An 18,382-nucleotide genomic window follows, 5' to 3' on the forward strand; every position below is an offset into this window, starting at 1 on the left:
TTAGTTTCCTTTCGGTTCTTCTCAATGCGGAAGCTACTGGCGCTGGACCCGGCCGACCCTGTCGACAAAGGCGGAGCGGAATCCATCCACATCCACGTCCACGCAGACGCTGGTGTTGGTCTTGTCACTCAGGATGCCGTCGTAATCGACCACTGTGGCACCCAGGGTGAGTGGGCTGGAGATCTCGACATCCACAAAGGCCTGGCGCATGGTGAACAGGTCGGGCTGGAGCAGGACCATGGCGGCCGAAGGGTCATACATCTTGATCCCCTCCTCAATGTGCCCGCCATCGTAGGACCGGAAGAGGGATGCGACCATGCCGCCCACTTCGCCGGTTGCGTCCAGATCGTCCAGGTCGCCGGCGACCAGATGGGCCTTGCGACCGATGTCCAGGCCGACCATGGTCACAGGCAGTCCGCTGCGGAAGACCATCTTGGCAGCCTCAGGATCGACGGAGATGTTGAACTCGCCGTAGACACCGATGTTGCCGCGCCCGGTGGAGCCTCCCATCATGACGATCCGGTCGATGTGGTCCTTGACCTCCGGGAAGGTGGCCAGCAGCAGGGCGATGTTGGTCAGAGGGCCCAGGGTCAGGATGGTGACTGGCTCATCGCTCTCCAGCAACACCCGCCGCTCCTCCAGGACCGCATTGTTCTCGGTCAGCAGGCTGGCGTCCGGCTCAGGAAAGACGAATGACCCCATCCCTGACTTGCCGTGGGCTTCGGTGGCGAACCTGTTGTCACGCATGAGCGGAGCCGCCGCGCCACGGGCCACGGGGATGCGCCTGCCCAGGAAGGTCAGCAGCTTCAGGGCATTGTTGGTGGTGTGGCCGATGCCCACATTGCCGGACACCGAGGCTATCAACCTGATGTCGAAGCTGGGCTCGTCGACCAGCATCGTAATGGCCGCAGCATCATCGATGCCAGGGTCCGTGTCGATGATCAGTGGTCTGGTCATTGCTTCACTCCTTTTGCTCTTGTCGTATCCAAACTCAAATTCCTGCCCCCGCTTTGGCCCGCCGGACTGCATCAACAAAGCCGGAAACGGTGAAAACCGGGCCCTCCAAACCGACCTGCCGGGCCACCCGGGTGATGGGCGGAGGCGTCACATAGGCCTGCTTGAGCACATCCTCCCGGGCGAAGACCTCCTCGCGGCTGCCATCCAGTAGGACCCGGCCATGCTGCATGAGCACGACTCTGGGGAAGTTGCGGGTGACGAACTTCATGTCGTGGGAAATCGTGATGCAGAGCTTGCCTTGATCCCGCAGACGGGCGATGATGGCAGCCAGCCGATCATTGCCGGCCTTGTCCTGCCCGCATGTGGGCTCGTCGAAAACCACGGCACCCGTATCCATCATCAGGACGGAGCCGATGGCGCAGAACTTCTTCTCGGTGGGGCTCAGGTCGAAAGGATGATCGTCCAGCCGGTCCGCCAGGCCCACCAACCCGGCCACCTGCTCCATACGTCGCCCTATCAGATCCTGATCGAACCCAAGCTGCCGGGGACCGAATTCGAATTCCTTGCGCACACTGTCCAGAAAGAGCTGATCGTCGGGATTCTGAAAAACGTACCCCACCTTCCCAGCCCACTGGGCCGTGTCCGCCGTCGCCAGATCGACACCGTCAATCAGGATCCGACCACTGGTCGGTCTCAGGATGCCGTTCAGATGCTTGGCCAGGGTAGTCTTGCCAGCGCCATTCTGACCGATCAGCGCCACGGGCCGGTCACCCTCGAGAGTCAGATCCACTCCGTCCAGGGCACGATGACCATGCGGATAGATGTACTCCAGATGCTCCAGGTCAATCCTCATCACAGCGTCTCCCGAATCATGCGCACCGCCTGGTCCTCGCGCACGGGCAGATCCGACAGATCAAAGCCTGCGTCCTTCAGACCCCTGCCGAGCTTGACATAATCCGGTATGTCAATCCCCCATTTCTCGACCTCAGGATCGGTGAAGACCTCCTCGGGTGCACCCAGGGCACGAACCCGACCAGCGCCCAGGACCATGACCTGATCGGCGCATCGGGCGACCCGCTCCATATCGTGATCGACCATGACTACGGTGATCCCCTTCTGGTTGAGCCGCTTGACGATGTCGAAGATCTCCTCGCTGCCAAGCGGATCCAGCTGGGCCGTGCATTCGTCCAGAACCAGGATGTCCGGCTCCATGATCAAGGTCGAGCCAAGGGCAACCCGCTGCACCTGTCCACCGGAAAGCTCCAGGGGATTCTTGTCGAGCAGATCCTCGATATGCATAAGAGCCGCCACCCGGGCCACCTTGGCATGCATGGTTTCACGTGAAACCCCATGATTGCCCAGCCCGAAGGCCAGTTCCTCGGCCACGGTCCCGGCCGTATAGGAAAGCTGATTGAAGGGATTCTGAAAGACCAGGCCCACGTGTCTGGACAGATCGGCAATAGTCGAACTGGCTACGTCCCTGCCTTCGATGCTGACACTTCCCTTGGATTTGCCTACGAAATAGTGCGGAATCAGACCGACCAGGGCGTTACAAAGGGTCGACTTGCCCGACCCATTGGCCCCGACAATGCAGAAGAAGCTGCCCTGCTCCACGCTGAAGCTCACCCGCTTCAAGGTGGTCCGATCGGCATCACGGTATCTGAAAGAGAAGTCCTCTACCCGTATGACCTCGGTCATGCCCGGCCTCCCCACTGGATGGCCAAGGTGATCAGACCTGCGCGCGAGAGGCAGCAGAGCACCAGGGCCAGCACCAGAAAAACTGTGAACAGGATGGTCATCACGGTGTCACTGCGCCGCCAGACCACCTCAAGGTAGCTGGTCTGCCGCACCCCTCGGATGCCGAATCCGCGGGTCTCCAGGGTCATTCCGCGCTCCTGTGAATCCGTCAGGGAGGAAAGCACCACCGGTCCAAGCAGGGGCAGGAAAGCCCGCGCCCGGGAAATCAAGCCGCCGCCAGTCTCCAAGCCACGTGCATGCTGGGACTGTTCGATGACCGCAATCCTGCGCTGCATCTGCGGGACCACATTCAGACTGGCCAGGATCAGGTAGCCAATCTTCGACGGAACGCCAATCTGTGTCAGAGCCGCAACCAGGCGACCCATGTAGGTGGTTTTATTGGTCAGGTAGAAGGACCCCAGGAAGACCAGAAGGGTTACTACGATTTTGGCCGCATAGAGGCTGCCTTCAAGGCCCAGTTGGGCGAATCCCAGGTCGAGAATAACCTTGGTATTCCTCGGGCTGTAGCACCCCTGAATGAACAGCAGCATGAGCGTAACGGGGATGCCGAACCCGAGCATCACGCCGGAGAAGGGCCGGAGCACCCGTCCCAGAACCGCTGCAATGAAGAGCACGACGATGATTCCCAGGCCAAGGGTAAAGTCCGGCCAGACCAAGGTCGCCAGGCCCAAGGAGCACACACCGGCGATCTTGGCCATGGGATGCATACGGGCCAGCAGGGAATCAGGAATGCCGTTCGACGCAGGACCAGGCATCAGCGTTCAGACCTTTGGGTACGACCACGGTCCAAGTCCGCCGGGTCGCCTGTCGATGTGCCACCATCAGATTCTGCTGCGCTGTCAATCTCCCCCCGCCGTACTGAACTCTCCCGACTGGGCACTCCAGCAACTTCGCGCTCTTCCTTGTCTTCATCCTCATCCAGGTCATCCAAATCGTCCAGATCATCCTGGTCCTTGCTGCCGTCCAGGGCGTACTGGCTCAGGAAGCGCTTGGGGATTCGACGCACTATCACATAAGCGATCAGAACGGTGATCCCCTTATCGATCAAATTCTCCAGCATGGATGAGGAGAGCACAGAGATGACGATGTTCTTCACAGCCACCACCAGTGCAGCTGTGAGGACCGAGGTGCCGTTGACTCCGGTGGCGCCCCCGTAGACGAACACGGTGATCAGAGAGGCGGTGACCGTGTTGACCAGGGCACAGGCCAGCCAGACCAGGACGACTCCCCATATCCGTTTGAAGAGCCCGGCCTTGACCATGTAGCCGATCACCAGACCGCACAGAACGCTGGAGAGCGCATAGGGCAGATAGACCGGGTTGGCCACCAAGGCGAGGAAAACGTTGGTCAGCAGTCCGCATAAGGCAGCCACCCAGGGACCAGACAGGCAGGCGATGACCGTGGTGCCGATCATATCCAGGAAGAGCGGCAGTTTGAGGGCGGAGCTCAGGGTACCACCGATGAGGTTGATGCCCACCGCGATGGGTATCAGCACCAAGGATTTTGTCGAGAACTGCGCTGTGATCCCTCTCCACAACGATCGCGCGCTCATAATCCGTACCGCCTTTGGTCCTTGAATGTCGATTTCTGCAGATGGCCGTCGCTCACAGCCAGATCCGCATCACCGCTTTGAGAAACCACTTTAGTAAACAACTTTCATTGACAGAGACTATCAACAGCCGCATGGGGTGTCAAATGCGAAACCTCCGACGACCATCTCTCAGGTAAGCTTGATTCGCTAGATCCAACAGGTCGACAGAGCCGTTCGCCGGAGCGTCAGAGATGAGGAGGACAGGAAACCCCATGAACATCAAGGACATTGCTCAGCTTGCTGGCGTATCCACATCGACGGTCTCCAAAATTGTGAATCACAAGGATGCCAGCATCACAGCCGCCACGCGCGACAAGGTCCTTGAACTGGTCAGGAAGTACCACTACACGCCCTATGGATCCTCAAAGCCCAACACCACCACATGGAGAATCGGGGTCCTGCTGAGCTCATCCATCTCCATGGACTCCACCTTGGACGGGATCATCCAGCAGGCTCAAAAGTCGGGGTACGGCACCCTGGTCTTCAACAGCTACGGCAATCACGACCAGGAGGAGCGCAACATTCTGGCCGCCTTGGAGCATCGGGTGGATGGCTTGGTCTGGGAGCCAATCGACCACGCAAGCCTGGCCTTGAAAAGCAGGATCAAGGCAGGAGGGATTCCCGAACTGACCATTGGACCCCTGGGAGACGACCGGACCGCGCTCATGCCCTACGAGGAGGCTGCCTACAGTCTTACTGAAGAGCTGATTAAGCGCAACCACACCAGCATCGCCTGTCTGCTCTCGCCGGGCAGACGGACCCGGAGCTTCCTGCATGGTTATCGTCGTTGCTTGTTCGACCACAACCTGCAATACCACACCGACATGGTCCTGGAAACCATCGGCGAAGACCTGACCCAAGTCCTGGAAAACCGGCAGGTCACGGGAGTCGTGGCATCCCACTACCACCATGCCTTGGAATTCCTCCAATTCGCCGAATCCATGCATTACCGCCTGCCCCAAGACCTTTCCCTGGTCTCCCTGATGAACGACACCAACGTGCACCTGCGCTACCCTGGCAGCCCGGAGATATCGTCCTACGTCATGCGTAACGCCGACTTCGGCGCCTACCTGTGCCGACGGATCATCCACGCCATTGAGCATGAATCCCATCCGAGCGAGACCTTCGATCATGTCTTCGCCCTGGACGGCGAGAAGACCGTCGGCCAGCCCCCGGATCAGCAATGTAAGAAGATCGTAGTGGTCGGCAGCATCAACGTGGACACCTACCTGACCGCCCCCAGCCTGCCCAAGGCGGGCATGACCACCACGACCAGAAACTTCGCCTCCACACCGGGGGGCAAGGCCACCAACCAGGCCGTAGGCGTGGCCAGGCTACAGCATCAGGTTTCCCTGATTGGCAATGTCGGCAGCGATCCGGCCGCTGACTACATCTACAAAACCATGAGGCAAGCCCATGTGGATGCCACTGGTGTGCACAGAGTCAGCGGGGCGGATACGGGCAAAGCCTACATCTTCGTCGACAGCAAGGGCGAGTCGATGATCTCCCTTGTGGCGGGCGCCAACGAATTTCTGACCCCGGACGACATCAGCGAGCGCGATCAGATCTTCCGGAACACCGGCTACTGCCTGATCCAGACAGAGATCCCCATGGACACCGTCATTGAGGCCTGCAGAACAGCCAAGCGCCACCAGGCCACCACCATCGTCAAACCGTCATCCTGTGACCACCTGCCTGAAGACCTACTGGCTTCAATCGACATCCTGATCCCGAATCTGAACGAGCTGAACACCCTGATACCAGGACCAGGATCCGTGGTTGATAAGGCGAAACGGTTCATCGACGGCGGGGTGGGCAAGGTCATCATCACCCTGGGCGAGCGCGGCTGCACCCTGGTCACTGCCCGCGGGCACAAGGACTTCCCAGCCCACGAAACCCGAACGATCGACGACACCGGCGCCAGCGATGCTTTCATCAGCGCCCTGGCCTCCTATCTGTGCAGCGGATCCCCCTTGGACAAAGCCGCTCATATTGCCAATCTGGCCGCCGGCTTCAGCGTCGCCCACGAAGGCGTCATCCCCTCCCTGATCAACCGCCGCCAGCTGGAGGGCCTGATCGACTGAGCGGTCCAGGCACATGCATACGGCCGGAAGGTTGTGATCGTCCACGGCCTTTTGGAGCCCATCCCCACTCTGATCACTACGAATTCCACAGCAGCTGTCCCATTCGCCGGCATGGTCCGACTTCATGTTTGCCTCAACGCTGGATTCCGACAGGGCCACATGCGTTCCTCACTATGGGCCTTTATAATTTTATAAGGCACAGAATCAGGAATGGGGGCCATTGATAGCCGCAACAGTTCCGACTTCGGCGCCAACCGCAATACTGCAGATGGTCGCACAGGAATATGTCATTCCGGGAGTTGCAGCAGGTGCGATAAAGGACTGATCTCAAAGGTGAATCAACCAGTTGAAAGGGTACCGAATCAATGCAGCATTCAACATTTACTACCGACGGCCAAGCCCTGAAGTGGACAGGCAACGGTGAATACCTTCGCATCGAGCCCTGGGGATCAGATTCCATACGCGTCCGATCCTCGCTCATGCACGAACCCGAAGATCCGGACTGGGCGCTTTTACACGATCACCACGAGCCTGCCGATGCAGTGCACATAAGCATCGATGACCAGCAGGGACAGGCCACCATAATCAACGGGTCTCTCATTGTCAAGGCGCAGGCCTCGGGCGGCATTGACACAGGTAACGGCTATACCGACAAGTGCCTGCTCAGCTTTTGGCGCACCGACGGTACGCCGCTCTTCAGCGAGATGAACGATGGCGGCTCCCTGAATTTAAGAGCGCGTTCTTTCGCTCCCATCGTGGGAGGCGACCACCAGGTCAAGGTGACATTCGTGCCTCCGGAAAACGAACGTCTGTATGGCATGGGTGAATATCAACAGAACATCATGAATCTGAAAGGCTGCACGCTCGAACTGGCCCATAGGAACTCGCAAATCTCCATACCCTTCGTCGTCTCCAGCTGCGGATACGGATTCCTATGGAACAATCCGGCTGTTGGATCCGTCAGTTTCGGGAAGAATAAGACCCAATGGTCGGCGGACAGCACTCGGCAGATTGATTATTGGATTACAGCCGGTGCCGATTATCGCTCAATTATGGCCCACTACGCAGATGCTACCGGTCATGCCCCTCAAATGCCTGAATGGGGTCTTGGATTTTGGCAGAGTAAGCTTCGCTATTGGAACCAGGATCAACTGCTGGAGGTTGCCAGAGAGTTCAAAAAGCGCAACATCCCTCTGGACCTCATTGTCATCGACTTCTTCCATTGGCCTCACATGGGTGATTTCAGATTCGAAGACGAATTCTGGCCAGATCCCGTCAGCATGAGCAACGAATTGCACAAGATGGGAATCCGACTCATGGTGTCAGTCTGGCCGCAGATAGCACTGACTTCTGAAAACTATCCAGAGATGAAAGCCAAGAATCTGCTGGTACGAGCAGACCACGGCGAAGACATCGGCATGATGTTCGAGGAACCCAGCCAATTCTTTGATGCCACCAACCCTCGAGCCCGCCAATATGTATGGGAGAAATGCCGTGAGCACTACGCCGATGTCGGCGTCGATGCCTTCTGGCTGGATGAGGCCGAACCAGAGTATGGCACTTACGATTTCGGCAATTACCGCTATTGGGCTGGTCCTGCTCAGCAAACAGCCAATCTGTATCCGCGGGAATACAACAAGGGATTCTACGAGGGACAGCTGGCATACGGACGCCAGGGGCAAATCGTCAACCTCACCAGATGCGCATGGGCCGGATCCCAACAATACGGGGCTCTTGTATGGTCGGGCGATGTGGCATCCACCTTCGAGGCGTTCAGAGCACAAATCACCTGTGCTATCCATATGGGAATGGCCGGCATTCCTTGGTTCACCACCGACCTTGGCGGCTTCCACGGTGGCGATATCGACGATCCCACATTCCGTGAACTGCTGTTGCGGTGGGCGCAATTCTCCTGCTTCTCGCCCGTCATGCGCAACCATGGTGCGCGTAGCCAGCATCACCCCGACGGAAGCACCGAGACCGCTGTCACTACAGCGCGAGGCGAACGGCGGTTACCGTCCGGGGCGAGCAATGAACCGTGGAGCTATGGAAAGTCCGTCGAAGACATCTATATCAAGTTCATCAAGATCCGAGAGCATCTTCGCCCTTATCTGCGTGAGCTATTCGCTCAAGCGCATGAGGATGGGCAGCCGCTCATCAGGGGGCTGTTCTACGAATTCCCCCATGACGACGCTGCCTCCGACATCGCCGACGAGTATATGCTCGGACCTGATTTGCTGGTAGCTCCAGTGACAGAGGAAGGAGCCAGATCTCGACAGGTCTACCTGCCTGGGGACGCGACTACGCAGTGGCAGGATCTTCGCGACGGGGAGATGCACGACGGGGGTAAGACGATCACCGCAAAAGCCCCGCTGGATACCCTGCCGGTATTCGCCAGGGACGGCAGAAACCACGAGCTGCTGGGCATACTCTGATATATCCGTCATTCGCATCGGGTCAGGACCGCTCGTCCTGACCCGACTTCTTAGTCAATCAAGACATGACCCATCCCATTCCCAGTTTCGTTGAACCTCCAAGCAGAGCGATGTAGGCTTCTGAAAATTCAAACTACGAAGTTGGTTGCTCTTTTTATCTCACTCCATCTTCGAGTGCACCACAGCCTAGAGTAGATGTAAGGAAGCATCGCAACATAAGGGCACCAAAGGAGCGGCCAGCATGAGACCAATGTCGGACTATGCCAAGGACCTGCAGCACTCGGGCATGGTCGCCCGCGATCTGGACGAGACCATCGACTTCTACACCGACAAACTCGGGTTCGAGCTGGTCGGCATCTACCCCAACGGAGAGAATCGCTGCGCCTTTCTGCGTCTGGGACATCTGACCATCGAAACCTGGGAGGGCGAGCCTGCGCCCATGCGCACCGGGGCCATCAACCACTGGGCATTGGACGCGCCGGACATCGATGCTGCTTACGAGCATGCCCTGGAGATGGGGTTGAACATCAGAGAGGACTCCATCCAGTCCATTCCCACCTTCTGGCAGCACGGAATCCGCTACTTCAACGTCATTGGTCCCAACCAGGAGACCATCGAGTTCTGCCAGATTCTCTGAATGCCATCCGCCAGGCTGCGAGAAGACAGGACGAGACGTGCGAATTGCGTATGCAGCGACTGCATAATACGTTGCTCGGGCAAAGCCGCTCCATACGCGCCAATCCCATGTGAGTAATGAGACATATTTATCTGCAACCGTCAAGGAACTGAATTCACTCGAATTGTCTTGGAAAATCGCCGTTTTTGACACAAAACCCCTCTCTATTCGACCCGTGTCTCTCCACTAAAATGAGCATTGCGTCCAATGCGGGGCGCCCGAAAATGAAAGAAGTTTCTCATGACGAACATTGAGAATGTCACGGTGGCCGGCGGCGGGGTGCTGGGCAGCCAGATCGCCTTCCAATCAGCATTCAAGGGCAAGAAAGTCACTGTCTACGACATCAACGATGAGGCCATTGCAGCGGCGGAGCAGCGGATCAAGAACCGTCGCGACCTCTACAAGCGGGACATCAACGCCACCGACGAGCAGTTCGATGCTGGTCTGAATAACCTGAGCTACAGCGCAGACCTGGCTGAAGCCGTCAAGAACGCCGATCTGGTCATCGAAGCCGTCCCCGAGAAGCCCTCCATCAAACACAACTTCTACCAGAGCCTGGCCAAGGTAGCTCCCGAGAAGACCATCTTCGCCAGCAACTCCTCCACATACGTGCCCAGCGCCTATGCTGCAGACACCGGTCGTCCGGCCAAGTTCCTCTGCCTCCACTTCGCCAATCACGTATGGCGCATGAATACCGCCGAGGTTATGGGTTCCGACCAGACCGACCCCGACATCTTCAACGAGATTGTGGACTATGCCAAGGAAATCGGCATGGTCCCCATCCCTCTCCATAAAGAGCAGCCCGGATACATCCTGAACAGCCTGCTGGTTCCCTTCCTGGAGGATGCCGGCTACCTCTGGGGCAACGATATAGCAGACCCTGAAACCATCGACAAGACTTGGATGATCGGCACTGGCTCGCCAGTTGGCCCCTTCGGCGCCTATGACGCGGTCGGCCTGCGGACCATCTACAACATCATCGAGGAGCAGAAAGGCGACGACCCCGGCTTCAAGCCCTTCCTGGAGAAGGTCCGGAAGATGCTCGACGAGGGGAAGACCGGCAGTGATGCAGGCCACGGATTCTACGACTATCCGAACCCGCGTTACAAGGATAAGGACTTCCTCAAGGCCTGATCGTCTGTCTACCACATCTGTGGGCCAGGCCCGTCCAAGACCTGGCTCTACTATGGAAGAGCGTATCCAAGGATGGATACCACGAATGAAAGAGGTTTCTATGACGAACATTCATAATGTCACGGTTGCCGGCGGTGGGGTGCTTGGTAGCCAGATCGCCTATCAGTCAGCCTTCAAAGGCAAGAAAGTAACGATCTACGACATCAACGACCAAGCTGTTGCGGCTGCAGAGGAGCGCGTCAAGAACCTGCGCGATTCCTACAAGCACGACATCAACGCAACTGATGAGCAGTTCGATGCCGGACTGAACAACATGTCCTTTACCGCCGACATGGCCGAGGCTGTCAAGAACGCTGACCTGGTCATCGAAGCCGTTCCCGAGAAGCCCTCCATCAAACATGACTTCTACCAGAGCCTGGCCAAGCTGGCGCCCGAGGACACCATCTTCACCAGCAACTCCTCCACCTACGTGCCCAGCACCTTCGCACCCGACACGGGCAGGCCGGACAAGTTCCTGAACATGCACTTCGCCAACCAGGTCTGGCTGAACAATACCGCAGAGATCATGGGCTCCGAGCAGACCGACCCCAAGGTCTTCAACGAGATCGTGGACTATGCCAAGGAAATCGGCATGGTTCCCATCGTCCTGAAGAAGGAGCAGCCAGGATACGTCCTGAACACCCTTCTCATCCCCCTGCTCAACGCCGCTGCCCACCTCTGGGGCCACGACATTGCAGACCCGGAGACCGTGGATAAGACCTGGATGATCGGCACTGGCGCCCCCATGGGACCCTTCGCTATCTTTGACGTTGTGGGGCTGCGGACCGCCTTCAACATCACCAAGGAGCAGCAGGGCGACAACCCTGACTTCAAGCCCTTCATGGATAAGATCCAGAAGATGATGGACGAGGGCAAGACCGGCAAGGACTCCGGACAAGGCTTCTACACCTATCCGAACCCCGCCTTTGCTGATCCTAACTTCCTGAAGGCCTGACAAGGTACGGCAGGAATACAGCTATCTAGACGGTCGGCCAGAGAAAAGGCGATTGGTCACTGAACTGTAGTCCGACGAAAATTGAATGACCCCAGCGAACTCCTTTCACGGAATCCGCTGGGGTCACTTATTAGAAATCTCCGGACCGCCATACAACATGTCGCACGGTCAGATCCTGGTTTCAGATGACAGTGTTGGTCACGATGTCGCGGTAAACCCCGGCACTCTTCTTGGGAGTGCGATCGAAGGTACCATGCTCACGGTCCACTGAGCAAAGGCCAAAGTGGACGTCAAAGGCACTGATCCACTCATAGTTGTCCAGAAGTGACCAGTGGAAGTAGCCGAGGACCGGAACACCCTCACGGACGAGTTCAACCAGGGGCGGTATGGACGCTTTGAGGAAGCGGCACCGCAGCTCATCATCCTGCGTGGAGACACCATGCTCAGTGACAACAACAGGCAAGCCCGTCAGATGATGGATGTAATTGACGGCATTGACCAGCGACTCCGGGTGGAGGGCAGTACCGGTCTCGTTAACCTCCTCGCCCGGCTGAGCCGGGATAGGGCCATCGTCGCCGAATATCTCACGCTCATAGTTCTGGACGCCGACGAAATCATCTCCCTGGACGGCCTCGACCCAGGGACCATAGCAGGACCGACGCTTGGCCAAGGCCAACTTCTTACCCTCCTCAGTCCTATAGCTTTCGTCAATTACAGCCAGGGAGAGGCCCACTGGCAATTCGGGACGGACCGAGCGTACAGCCTGCACGGCAGCACGATGGGCGCGTATGAAGCCGAACTCCAACTGGGTCACCTCTTCAGGAATGACCACATTGCCTGAACGGTACCGTTTCACACCGGCCTTCTTAGTGGCCGCGTTAATGCATGCGCGCTGAAGATCCACCGCCTCCTTGGGCAAGCTCCCGTTGTCCAGGATCCTGGGCAAATCAGGCTCATTGAATGTGACGGCCAAGGCCACCCGGTCTCCAATCCGATCCAGGACACGAACGCACTCATCAGCGAACATGTCAGGAGCGTCATGATTGAGCCATCCTCCCTTGGCCGCGAACCAGCTAGGAATCGTGAAGTGGCAGAGGGTGATTGCGGGAGCAATCCCACGCTCCAGGCACCCGTCCACCATACGATCATAATGATCCAGGGCATCCTGGTCGACATTGCCCTCCTCGGGCTCAATCCGCGCCCACTCGACTGAGAAGCGGTAGGAGTTGAGTCCCATCCCCTTAATCAGATCCAGGTCGTCGGCCCATCGTTCCCAACTCTTGCAGGCCTCCCCAGCTGGCTCCTTGAATACCGAGGGAGAAACGCTCTCCAGGAAGGTGGTATCGGCAGCGGTGTCACCTCCGTCCACCTGATGGCCGGCCGTAGAGGCCCCCCACAGAAAATGATCAGGCAGGATTGCTGTCATGGTAATTACTCCTTTTTGTTTGTGTGCAAATCTTGTTTTTCCAAATCAGCCAGAAAGTCCCTGCAGACTTGGTTTATCTCGTCTGCTCCTGGAACGTACCCCTGCTGGGAGGCGACGTCGGGCAACCAGTCAAGGTCCGCATCCAGCCAAGGTTTAGCAGCTTTGGTAAAGGCCACATCCGCCTGATCACCTGTATAAACCGGCGATCCGGATACCGTCAGAGCTTTGGTCAACTGGTCCATGGATGCGGTCGAATCAATCAAGTCGCGGATGGTTCGTATCGGACCCGATGGCTCGCAGACCTGGTCCAATGGAATGTCCCAGGCATACCGACCATGCCGGTAAGTTTGCTTCCTCACTCCAGGCAGGGCTACACAGGCCTGGATGCCAACAGGAACCTCCAGCTCCAGATGGAATGTTCGGCCCCGAATCGCCCAATTCAATCGAATAAGCCCGTAGGGTGTCTCCTGACTGATATCGACATGATCGATAGCGAGGTCGACGACTGGAGATACGCAGACCCTCCTCCAACCCGGTTCTTGCATCTGCAGACCGGCCAGGCCCTCCAACATCCAGTCGACGATGGCACCCAGAGCGTAATGGTTGAACGAAGTCATCCCCCCAGGGTTGATTGAACCGTCAGGCAGCATGGAATCCCACCGCTCCCAAATGGTGGTGGCTCCCATAGCGACCGGATAGAGCCAGCTGGGGCATCGGTCCTGCAGAAGGAGACGCACAGCCAGATGTGGATGCCCACTCTTAACCAGGGCCGGACATACCAGGGGCGTGCCGAGGAAGCCGGTGGAGATACGGAAACCGCTCACCCGAACGATGTCAGCCAGACGATCACCTGCACCCTGACGCTGATCTGGAGTCTCCAGGAGGTCCCAAACCAGGGCCATGGCGTAGACCGAGGCGCAGTCAGAGATAATTGCACCGTTGGCAGTCACGTATTCTTCGCAGAAGGCACGAGCCACCTCGTCGGCCAACCGACTGTAGTGATCAGCTCGGTCCTCTTCTCCCAGGGCCTGGTGCGCCCGAGCCACCAGACGGGCCGAATGCGCAAAGTAGGCAGTGGCCACTACATCCGGGTCGGCTTTGGAACCCCCGGGATTGTCCGGCGGCGCATCCGGATCCAACCAGTCACCAAACTGGAAGCCCCCACGCCAGAGACGGGAGGCCCCACAATGGACTTCAACACCGTCTACGAACCGGTCCATCATAGGCAGGAAGCGAAACAATACCGCCTTGTTCCCTGTAGCCCGATAGATCGCCCAAGGGACAAGTACAGCCGCATCCCCCCAGCCACAAGTCAGTTTGGGTCCATCCAAAACGTCTGGCACTACTACAGGGATACCCCCATCGGGAGCCTGGCTGTCAGCCATATCCTCCAACCAGGATGACAGAAATCCTCCTGCCTGGAAGAGTGCGAGCGCCGTCGGAGCGAACATAGCGATATCGCCAGTCCAGCCCAGACGCTCATCACGCTGGGGGCAATCAGTCGGAAGCGCAATGAAGTTGTCCATAGTGGACCAGCGGGCGTTCTGGAAAAGCCGATCCAGCTCGGCTCGTGATGACTTGAAAGTTGCCAGAGGCTTCATCTCGGCTGAGACCAGGCAGGCTTCCAGATCCCGAGCTTGGAAATCCTCCACACCCTCCACCTCAACATAACGAAAACCATGCTGAGTGAAGAGGGGCTCCAGATCTTCCTCGCCTCCGGAGAGGATGAAGCGATCAGTGGCCTTCGCATTGCGAAGAGGACGAGTGCCTAATTCGCCTTTTTCGAGAACTTCGGCATGACGGAGGACCACTTCCTGCCCAGGCTGCCCGTGCCTGATGTGCATGCGGACCCAGCCAGACACGTTCTGGCCGAAATCCACAATTTTCCCTCCGGACGGGGTTGTGATGATCTCCAGGCCAGGTAAGCGATCCAGAATCCGCGCGGGCGGCGCCTCCTGTGGTCTGATCCGTGCTGTCGGCATCGGCAAGGCCCGAACCGGGTAGGCCTGTCCCCCCTGATTGAGCAGTGGAATGCGCATATCCCGGGTTTGCCCGTCATAGAGGTCATTCGCCAGAATAGGCGAAGACCTCCATGTCCAATCCTGGTCAGTAGCAAGCCTGTGCTCCCCATCCTGGTCCCGCCAGAATAGATTGGCCAGGAGCCAAAGATTCTTCCCATAGACTTCGGTTCGGCAGGTCCAGGTGAGTTGACCGCGATACCACCCGTTGCCCAAGATGACTGCCAGCTCGTGTCGGCCCGGAGTAAGCACCTGTGTCAAATCGTAGGTCAGAGCATTCATCCGTTTTCTGTAATCAGTCCAACCGGGCGTCAACTCATCGGAACCAATACGGCATCCATCCAGGTAGGGTATGAAAATCCCTCCCGCTGTCAAATCCAGACGACCCAGATCACACCCCTGGCCCACGGTAAAAGACCGCACCATGATAGGTGCTGGATCTTCCCGCCCAACACCCGGATCAGGCTCAATCGGTGAACCCGACCAGTCCTCATTTCTGAGCAGTCCGGTCTCCACCAGAGTCGGGTCGGACCAAGGGGACCAAATACCGTCTTCTCCTGCAACCCGAACCCGGGCACGGGCGCACTGACGCGACTTCAAAGGGGTACCCGGCCAAGGCAGGCAAATCTGATCCGCTCCTTCAAAGTCGTGAATCCGAGGTGGCTGCCCGCCCTGGGCGATCTCAACCTGGGCTCGATGCTGCTCCCAGCCGCGAGGAGCCGAAAGAATCCTCCACGAAAGAGAGGGTCTCTGATCCTCATATCCTATGACCCGATCAGCCACAGGGTGCTGCCCGAAACCAACCTTGCCAACTGTCACTGCTGTCATGGTCATGCACTCTTCCCCTTCCTACTTGACTCCCCTGATAAGAGGCATTATGACTACGCTGCAGAGACTGAGCACTGCACCAATGAACCAAAGCAGCGGGTAATTGTTCCCACCGGCGCTGTTGATGACGATAGGGGCGACTGCTGGCACCAGAACATTGGCCCCGTTCAAAGCCAGCCCGAAGACGCCCATATCCTTGCCGGCATCCTTGCTCTCAGGCAGGACGGCAGCGCAAAGGGCCAGATCCACAGTCAGATACATGGCCTGCCCTACGCTGAAGAACTCCCAAGCAATCAGGAACTGGGTGAAGTTATGGGATGTCCCGCCCAAGCAGAGGGCACCAGCCATTATGATGGCAGCCAGAATGACAAAGGGCTTCTTCCGACCAAGGCGATCGGTCAGAAATCCGGAACATGAGAAGAAAATAACCGATATCGGGGCCGAGCACAGCGTAAGCAGGCCGGCCTTGCTCCCCACTTGGTTGAGGGGGATATGCAGACCGGAGATCAGGTAGTAGACGAAGTAGGTCTGCATTGAAGCCATGGCCAGACCGACAAGGAAACGCGCCAACCAGGTCCATCCGAAGTTGGGATGCTTGCGGGGGTTGACGAAGAAACCACCAAAGAGTTTTTTCAGGCTGAGCGAGGGTACCTGGCTGCGGTCCTTGACCGGGTCACGATATAGGAGGAGCAGGGGGATTGAGGTGAGCAGGCCCAGCAATATGGGCACTGTCATAAGCAGAAGACCATTGCCCACCAAGGCACCCGTGAGGTAGGTGCCTGCCGAAAAGGAAAGGGCCCCAAAGAGTCCCATCAGCCCCATGACTGTTCCTCGCCTATTCTCAGGCACTCCCTCCACGGCAATGACCGAGTAAGCATTGAACCCGGCCTGCATGAAAACAACAGCAATCACGTAGGCAACCCCCATGATCCAGACATTGGTGGACAGGCCTACGACTGCAGCTGCCGCGAGGCAGACCAGGAGGCAACCTACAATCCAAGGACGGCGGCGACCGAATCTGCTTGTCGTCCTGTCTGAGAGACCTCCGACCAAGGGAATAAAGAAGAGCATGAGCAGGGAACCTACCGAAGTGATACGGCTGTAGACCGTATCTTTCTGGTCCGGCATGACTGAAGCTACTCGTAGAGAGAGCGCCGTGCCCAGACTCATGCACATGATGTAGAGACCAACTGCGGCAATCAGGACCAGAGCAATAGTCTTACGCGGGTTGGGATACTCAGAAGGCAGATACCCCGGATCATGATCCGGCCGACTGGCTGATTCACTCATGTCAAGTCCTCCTTTGGACCGTACAATTCATTTACTTCTTCCCCGGGTGCATGCCCTCCGGAATATGCATCCAGATCCAGTCACCGCTGCTACTCCGCATCGTTGCTTCCTGGCCGCCAGCTCCCTAGATCAGATCCAACCCGGGTACACATCCGTTTTTATTCGTCCTGTCAAGGGAGCATGAAGTCGATTCCCACCCAGTGGAAAAGGCATAGTTTGACCCAATTGGCCTACTTATGGTTGCCTGTAAAGAATATGGGAGCAGATTAGAGCTATGGCAGCAACTCACGATTCCAGCAGAGCTACACGCAGTGGCGTGCTTGACCGTGCCTTCGCCATATTGAGTTGTTTCACCTCCGACCAGCCCTCGCTGACGCTGACCCAGATCATGCATCGGACTGGACTGCCTGCCAGCACTACCAGCAGATTATTAAAGGAGCTCACCTCTCATCAGGCTCTGAGCAGGGACCGGTCAGGCTCCTATTCCATCGGCCCCTTGCTAATGGAGATCGCCCAATACGCCCAGCCTATGCTCTACATACGCGAGGCAGCCTCTCCGGTTCTAGACAAGCTGTCAAGAATGACCGAGGAGCACATCCAGCTGGGGGCCCTGGACGGCCAGGAGATGGTGGTCCTGGACAGGCGAGAGGGAAGACATCGGATTCCGGTCTACTATCATATCGGTGACCGCCTGCCCGTGGTCCCCACCGCCGTGGGCAGGGTCCTCCTGGCCTATGCCGATCCTGGTACAATCGACGAGATCCTGGATGAGGAACAATTCACTTGGCCCACATGGCAGACACCACGGCCTTCATCCAAAACGGTCCGCCGCGACCTGGAGAAAATACGTCAGCATCAAGTGGCTCTTCTGAGAACGCCCAAGGCGTCGGTCCACTCAGTGGCCGCCCCCATCTTCGGCCATACCGGAGCTGTCATAGCGGCCATAAGCATCGTAGTGGGCTCCGACGAGCAACGTCTGGAGCAGTATGTACCTCTTATCAAGGCCGGGGCCAGGGCCATCACCAATCGGATCAGCGGGCCAAAGCCCTCGCGCATCCTCCCACCCTGGGATGGAGAATGACCGATCCAGGCAACCGCCAGATATCATCACTCCGACCCAAGGTATAAAAGTCGATAAGTCAGCATCTCATCGTTTCTCCTTATCGTTCGGTGCTATACCTCACAACCGTT

At 57.8% G+C, this 18,382-nt stretch carries 13 protein-coding genes and 1 pseudogene; 6 read left to right on the forward strand and 8 right to left on the reverse strand.

The annotated features are described in order from the left end of the window. Positions 1-33: 33 nt before the first annotated feature. From P272_RS0104255 to P272_RS0104275, 5 genes and pseudogenes are all read right to left on the reverse strand, one after another. Positions 34-957 carry a nucleoside hydrolase gene (locus P272_RS0104255; RefSeq protein WP_029678312.1) on the reverse strand — a complete coding sequence of 308 codons (924 nt, stop codon included), beginning with the start codon at positions 955-957 and terminating at the stop codon, positions 34-36. Between the two features lie 34 nt (positions 958-991). Further along, positions 992-1,810: an energy-coupling factor ABC transporter ATP-binding protein gene (locus P272_RS0104260; RefSeq protein ID WP_029678314.1), complete on the reverse strand. Its 819-nt coding sequence runs from the start codon at positions 1,808-1,810 to the stop codon at positions 992-994. Further along, a complete protein-coding gene (locus P272_RS0104265; RefSeq protein ID WP_029678315.1) occupies positions 1,810-2,655 on the reverse strand; it encodes an energy-coupling factor ABC transporter ATP-binding protein in 846 nt (281 codons plus the stop codon). The genes P272_RS0104260 and P272_RS0104265 overlap by 1 nt, the downstream gene beginning before the upstream one ends. Continuing rightward, complete coding sequence (locus P272_RS0104270) at positions 2,652-3,470, reverse strand: energy-coupling factor transporter transmembrane component T (RefSeq protein WP_029678316.1); 819 nt, start codon at positions 3,468-3,470, stop codon at positions 2,652-2,654. Before P272_RS0104270 ends, P272_RS0104265 begins: the two co-directional genes overlap by 4 nt. A gap of 152 nt (positions 3,471-3,622) precedes the next feature. Further along, positions 3,623-4,267, reverse strand: a pseudogene (locus P272_RS0104275) (ECF transporter S component); the annotation flags it as partial. A gap of 251 nt (positions 4,268-4,518) precedes the next feature. Between P272_RS0104275 and P272_RS0104280 the strand changes: the two are divergent. From P272_RS0104280 to P272_RS0104300, 5 genes are all read left to right on the forward strand, one after another. After that, positions 4,519-6,390, forward strand: coding sequence for a PfkB family carbohydrate kinase (locus tag P272_RS0104280; protein WP_029678318.1), 1,872 nt, complete (start codon positions 4,519-4,521; stop codon positions 6,388-6,390). Between the two features lie 365 nt (positions 6,391-6,755). After that, positions 6,756-8,825 carry a glycoside hydrolase family 31 protein gene (locus P272_RS0104285; protein WP_029678319.1) on the forward strand — a complete coding sequence of 690 codons (2,070 nt, stop codon included), beginning with the start codon at positions 6,756-6,758 and terminating at the stop codon, positions 8,823-8,825. Positions 8,826-9,066: 241 nt separating this feature from the next. Continuing rightward, positions 9,067-9,462 carry a VOC family protein gene (locus P272_RS0104290; RefSeq protein WP_029678320.1) on the forward strand — a complete coding sequence of 132 codons (396 nt, stop codon included), beginning with the start codon at positions 9,067-9,069 and terminating at the stop codon, positions 9,460-9,462. A gap of 279 nt (positions 9,463-9,741) precedes the next feature. Beyond that, on the forward strand, positions 9,742-10,635 hold the full coding sequence (locus tag P272_RS0104295) for a 3-hydroxyacyl-CoA dehydrogenase (protein WP_029678321.1): 894 nt from the start codon (positions 9,742-9,744) through the stop codon (positions 10,633-10,635). A 100-nt stretch (positions 10,636-10,735) separates the two neighbouring features. After that, on the forward strand, positions 10,736-11,629 hold the full coding sequence (locus P272_RS0104300; protein ID WP_029678322.1) for a 3-hydroxyacyl-CoA dehydrogenase: 894 nt from the start codon (positions 10,736-10,738) through the stop codon (positions 11,627-11,629). Between the two features lie 181 nt (positions 11,630-11,810). Here P272_RS0104300 and P272_RS0104305 read toward each other — a convergent pair whose 3' ends face one another. The 3 genes from P272_RS0104305 to P272_RS0104315 are packed head-to-tail and all read right to left on the reverse strand — an operon-like array spanning position 11,811 to position 17,191. Continuing rightward, positions 11,811-13,055: a glycoside hydrolase family 1 protein gene (locus tag P272_RS0104305; protein ID WP_044097750.1), complete on the reverse strand. Its 1,245-nt coding sequence runs from the start codon at positions 13,053-13,055 to the stop codon at positions 11,811-11,813. Positions 13,056-13,060: 5 nt separating this feature from the next. Next, positions 13,061-15,907, reverse strand: a complete 2,847-nt coding sequence (locus P272_RS0104310; RefSeq protein ID WP_052323186.1) for an alpha-L-rhamnosidase — start codon at positions 15,905-15,907, stop codon at positions 13,061-13,063. Between the two features lie 15 nt (positions 15,908-15,922). Then, complete coding sequence (locus P272_RS0104315) at positions 15,923-17,191, reverse strand: MFS transporter (RefSeq protein ID WP_029678325.1); 1,269 nt, start codon at positions 17,189-17,191, stop codon at positions 15,923-15,925. 274 nt (positions 17,192-17,465) lie between these two features. On the opposite strand from P272_RS0104315, the gene P272_RS0104320 reads away from it, so the two are divergent. Then, the gene (locus P272_RS0104320) at positions 17,466-18,272 is read left to right on the forward strand and encodes an IclR family transcriptional regulator (RefSeq protein WP_044097751.1); all 807 of its coding nucleotides are present in this window, start codon (positions 17,466-17,468) and stop codon (positions 18,270-18,272) included. Positions 18,273-18,382 lie beyond the last annotated feature (110 nt).

Source organism: Bifidobacterium sp. 7101, assembly GCF_000499285.1.
Taxonomy (GTDB): domain Bacteria; phylum Actinomycetota; class Actinomycetes; order Actinomycetales; family Bifidobacteriaceae; genus Bombiscardovia; species Bombiscardovia apis_A.

What these genes read in the sequence shown, in the direction of transcription:
- P272_RS0104255 (WP_029678312.1), bottom strand. Translation starts at nt 957, where the DNA reads ATGACCAGACCACTGATCATCGACACGGACCCTGGCATCGATGATGCT.
- P272_RS0104260 (WP_029678314.1), bottom strand. Translation starts at nt 1,810, where the DNA reads ATGAGGATTGACCTGGAGCATCTGGAGTACATCTATCCGCATGGTCAT.
- P272_RS0104265 (WP_029678315.1), bottom strand. Translation starts at nt 2,655, where the DNA reads ATGACCGAGGTCATACGGGTAGAGGACTTCTCTTTCAGATACCGTGAT.
- P272_RS0104270 (WP_029678316.1), bottom strand. Translation starts at nt 3,470, where the DNA reads ATGCCTGGTCCTGCGTCGAACGGCATTCCTGATTCCCTGCTGGCCCGT.
- P272_RS0104280 (WP_029678318.1), top strand. Translation starts at nt 4,519, where the DNA reads ATGAACATCAAGGACATTGCTCAGCTTGCTGGCGTATCCACATCGACG.
- P272_RS0104285 (WP_029678319.1), top strand. Translation starts at nt 6,756, where the DNA reads ATGCAGCATTCAACATTTACTACCGACGGCCAAGCCCTGAAGTGGACA.
- P272_RS0104290 (WP_029678320.1), top strand. Translation starts at nt 9,067, where the DNA reads ATGAGACCAATGTCGGACTATGCCAAGGACCTGCAGCACTCGGGCATG.
- P272_RS0104295 (WP_029678321.1), top strand. Translation starts at nt 9,742, where the DNA reads ATGACGAACATTGAGAATGTCACGGTGGCCGGCGGCGGGGTGCTGGGC.
- P272_RS0104300 (WP_029678322.1), top strand. Translation starts at nt 10,736, where the DNA reads ATGACGAACATTCATAATGTCACGGTTGCCGGCGGTGGGGTGCTTGGT.
- P272_RS0104305 (WP_044097750.1), bottom strand. Translation starts at nt 13,055, where the DNA reads ATGACAGCAATCCTGCCTGATCATTTTCTGTGGGGGGCCTCTACGGCC.
- P272_RS0104310 (WP_052323186.1), bottom strand. Translation starts at nt 15,907, where the DNA reads ATGACCATGACAGCAGTGACAGTTGGCAAGGTTGGTTTCGGGCAGCAC.
- P272_RS0104315 (WP_029678325.1), bottom strand. Translation starts at nt 17,191, where the DNA reads ATGAGTGAATCAGCCAGTCGGCCGGATCATGATCCGGGGTATCTGCCT.
- P272_RS0104320 (WP_044097751.1), top strand. Translation starts at nt 17,466, where the DNA reads ATGGCAGCAACTCACGATTCCAGCAGAGCTACACGCAGTGGCGTGCTT.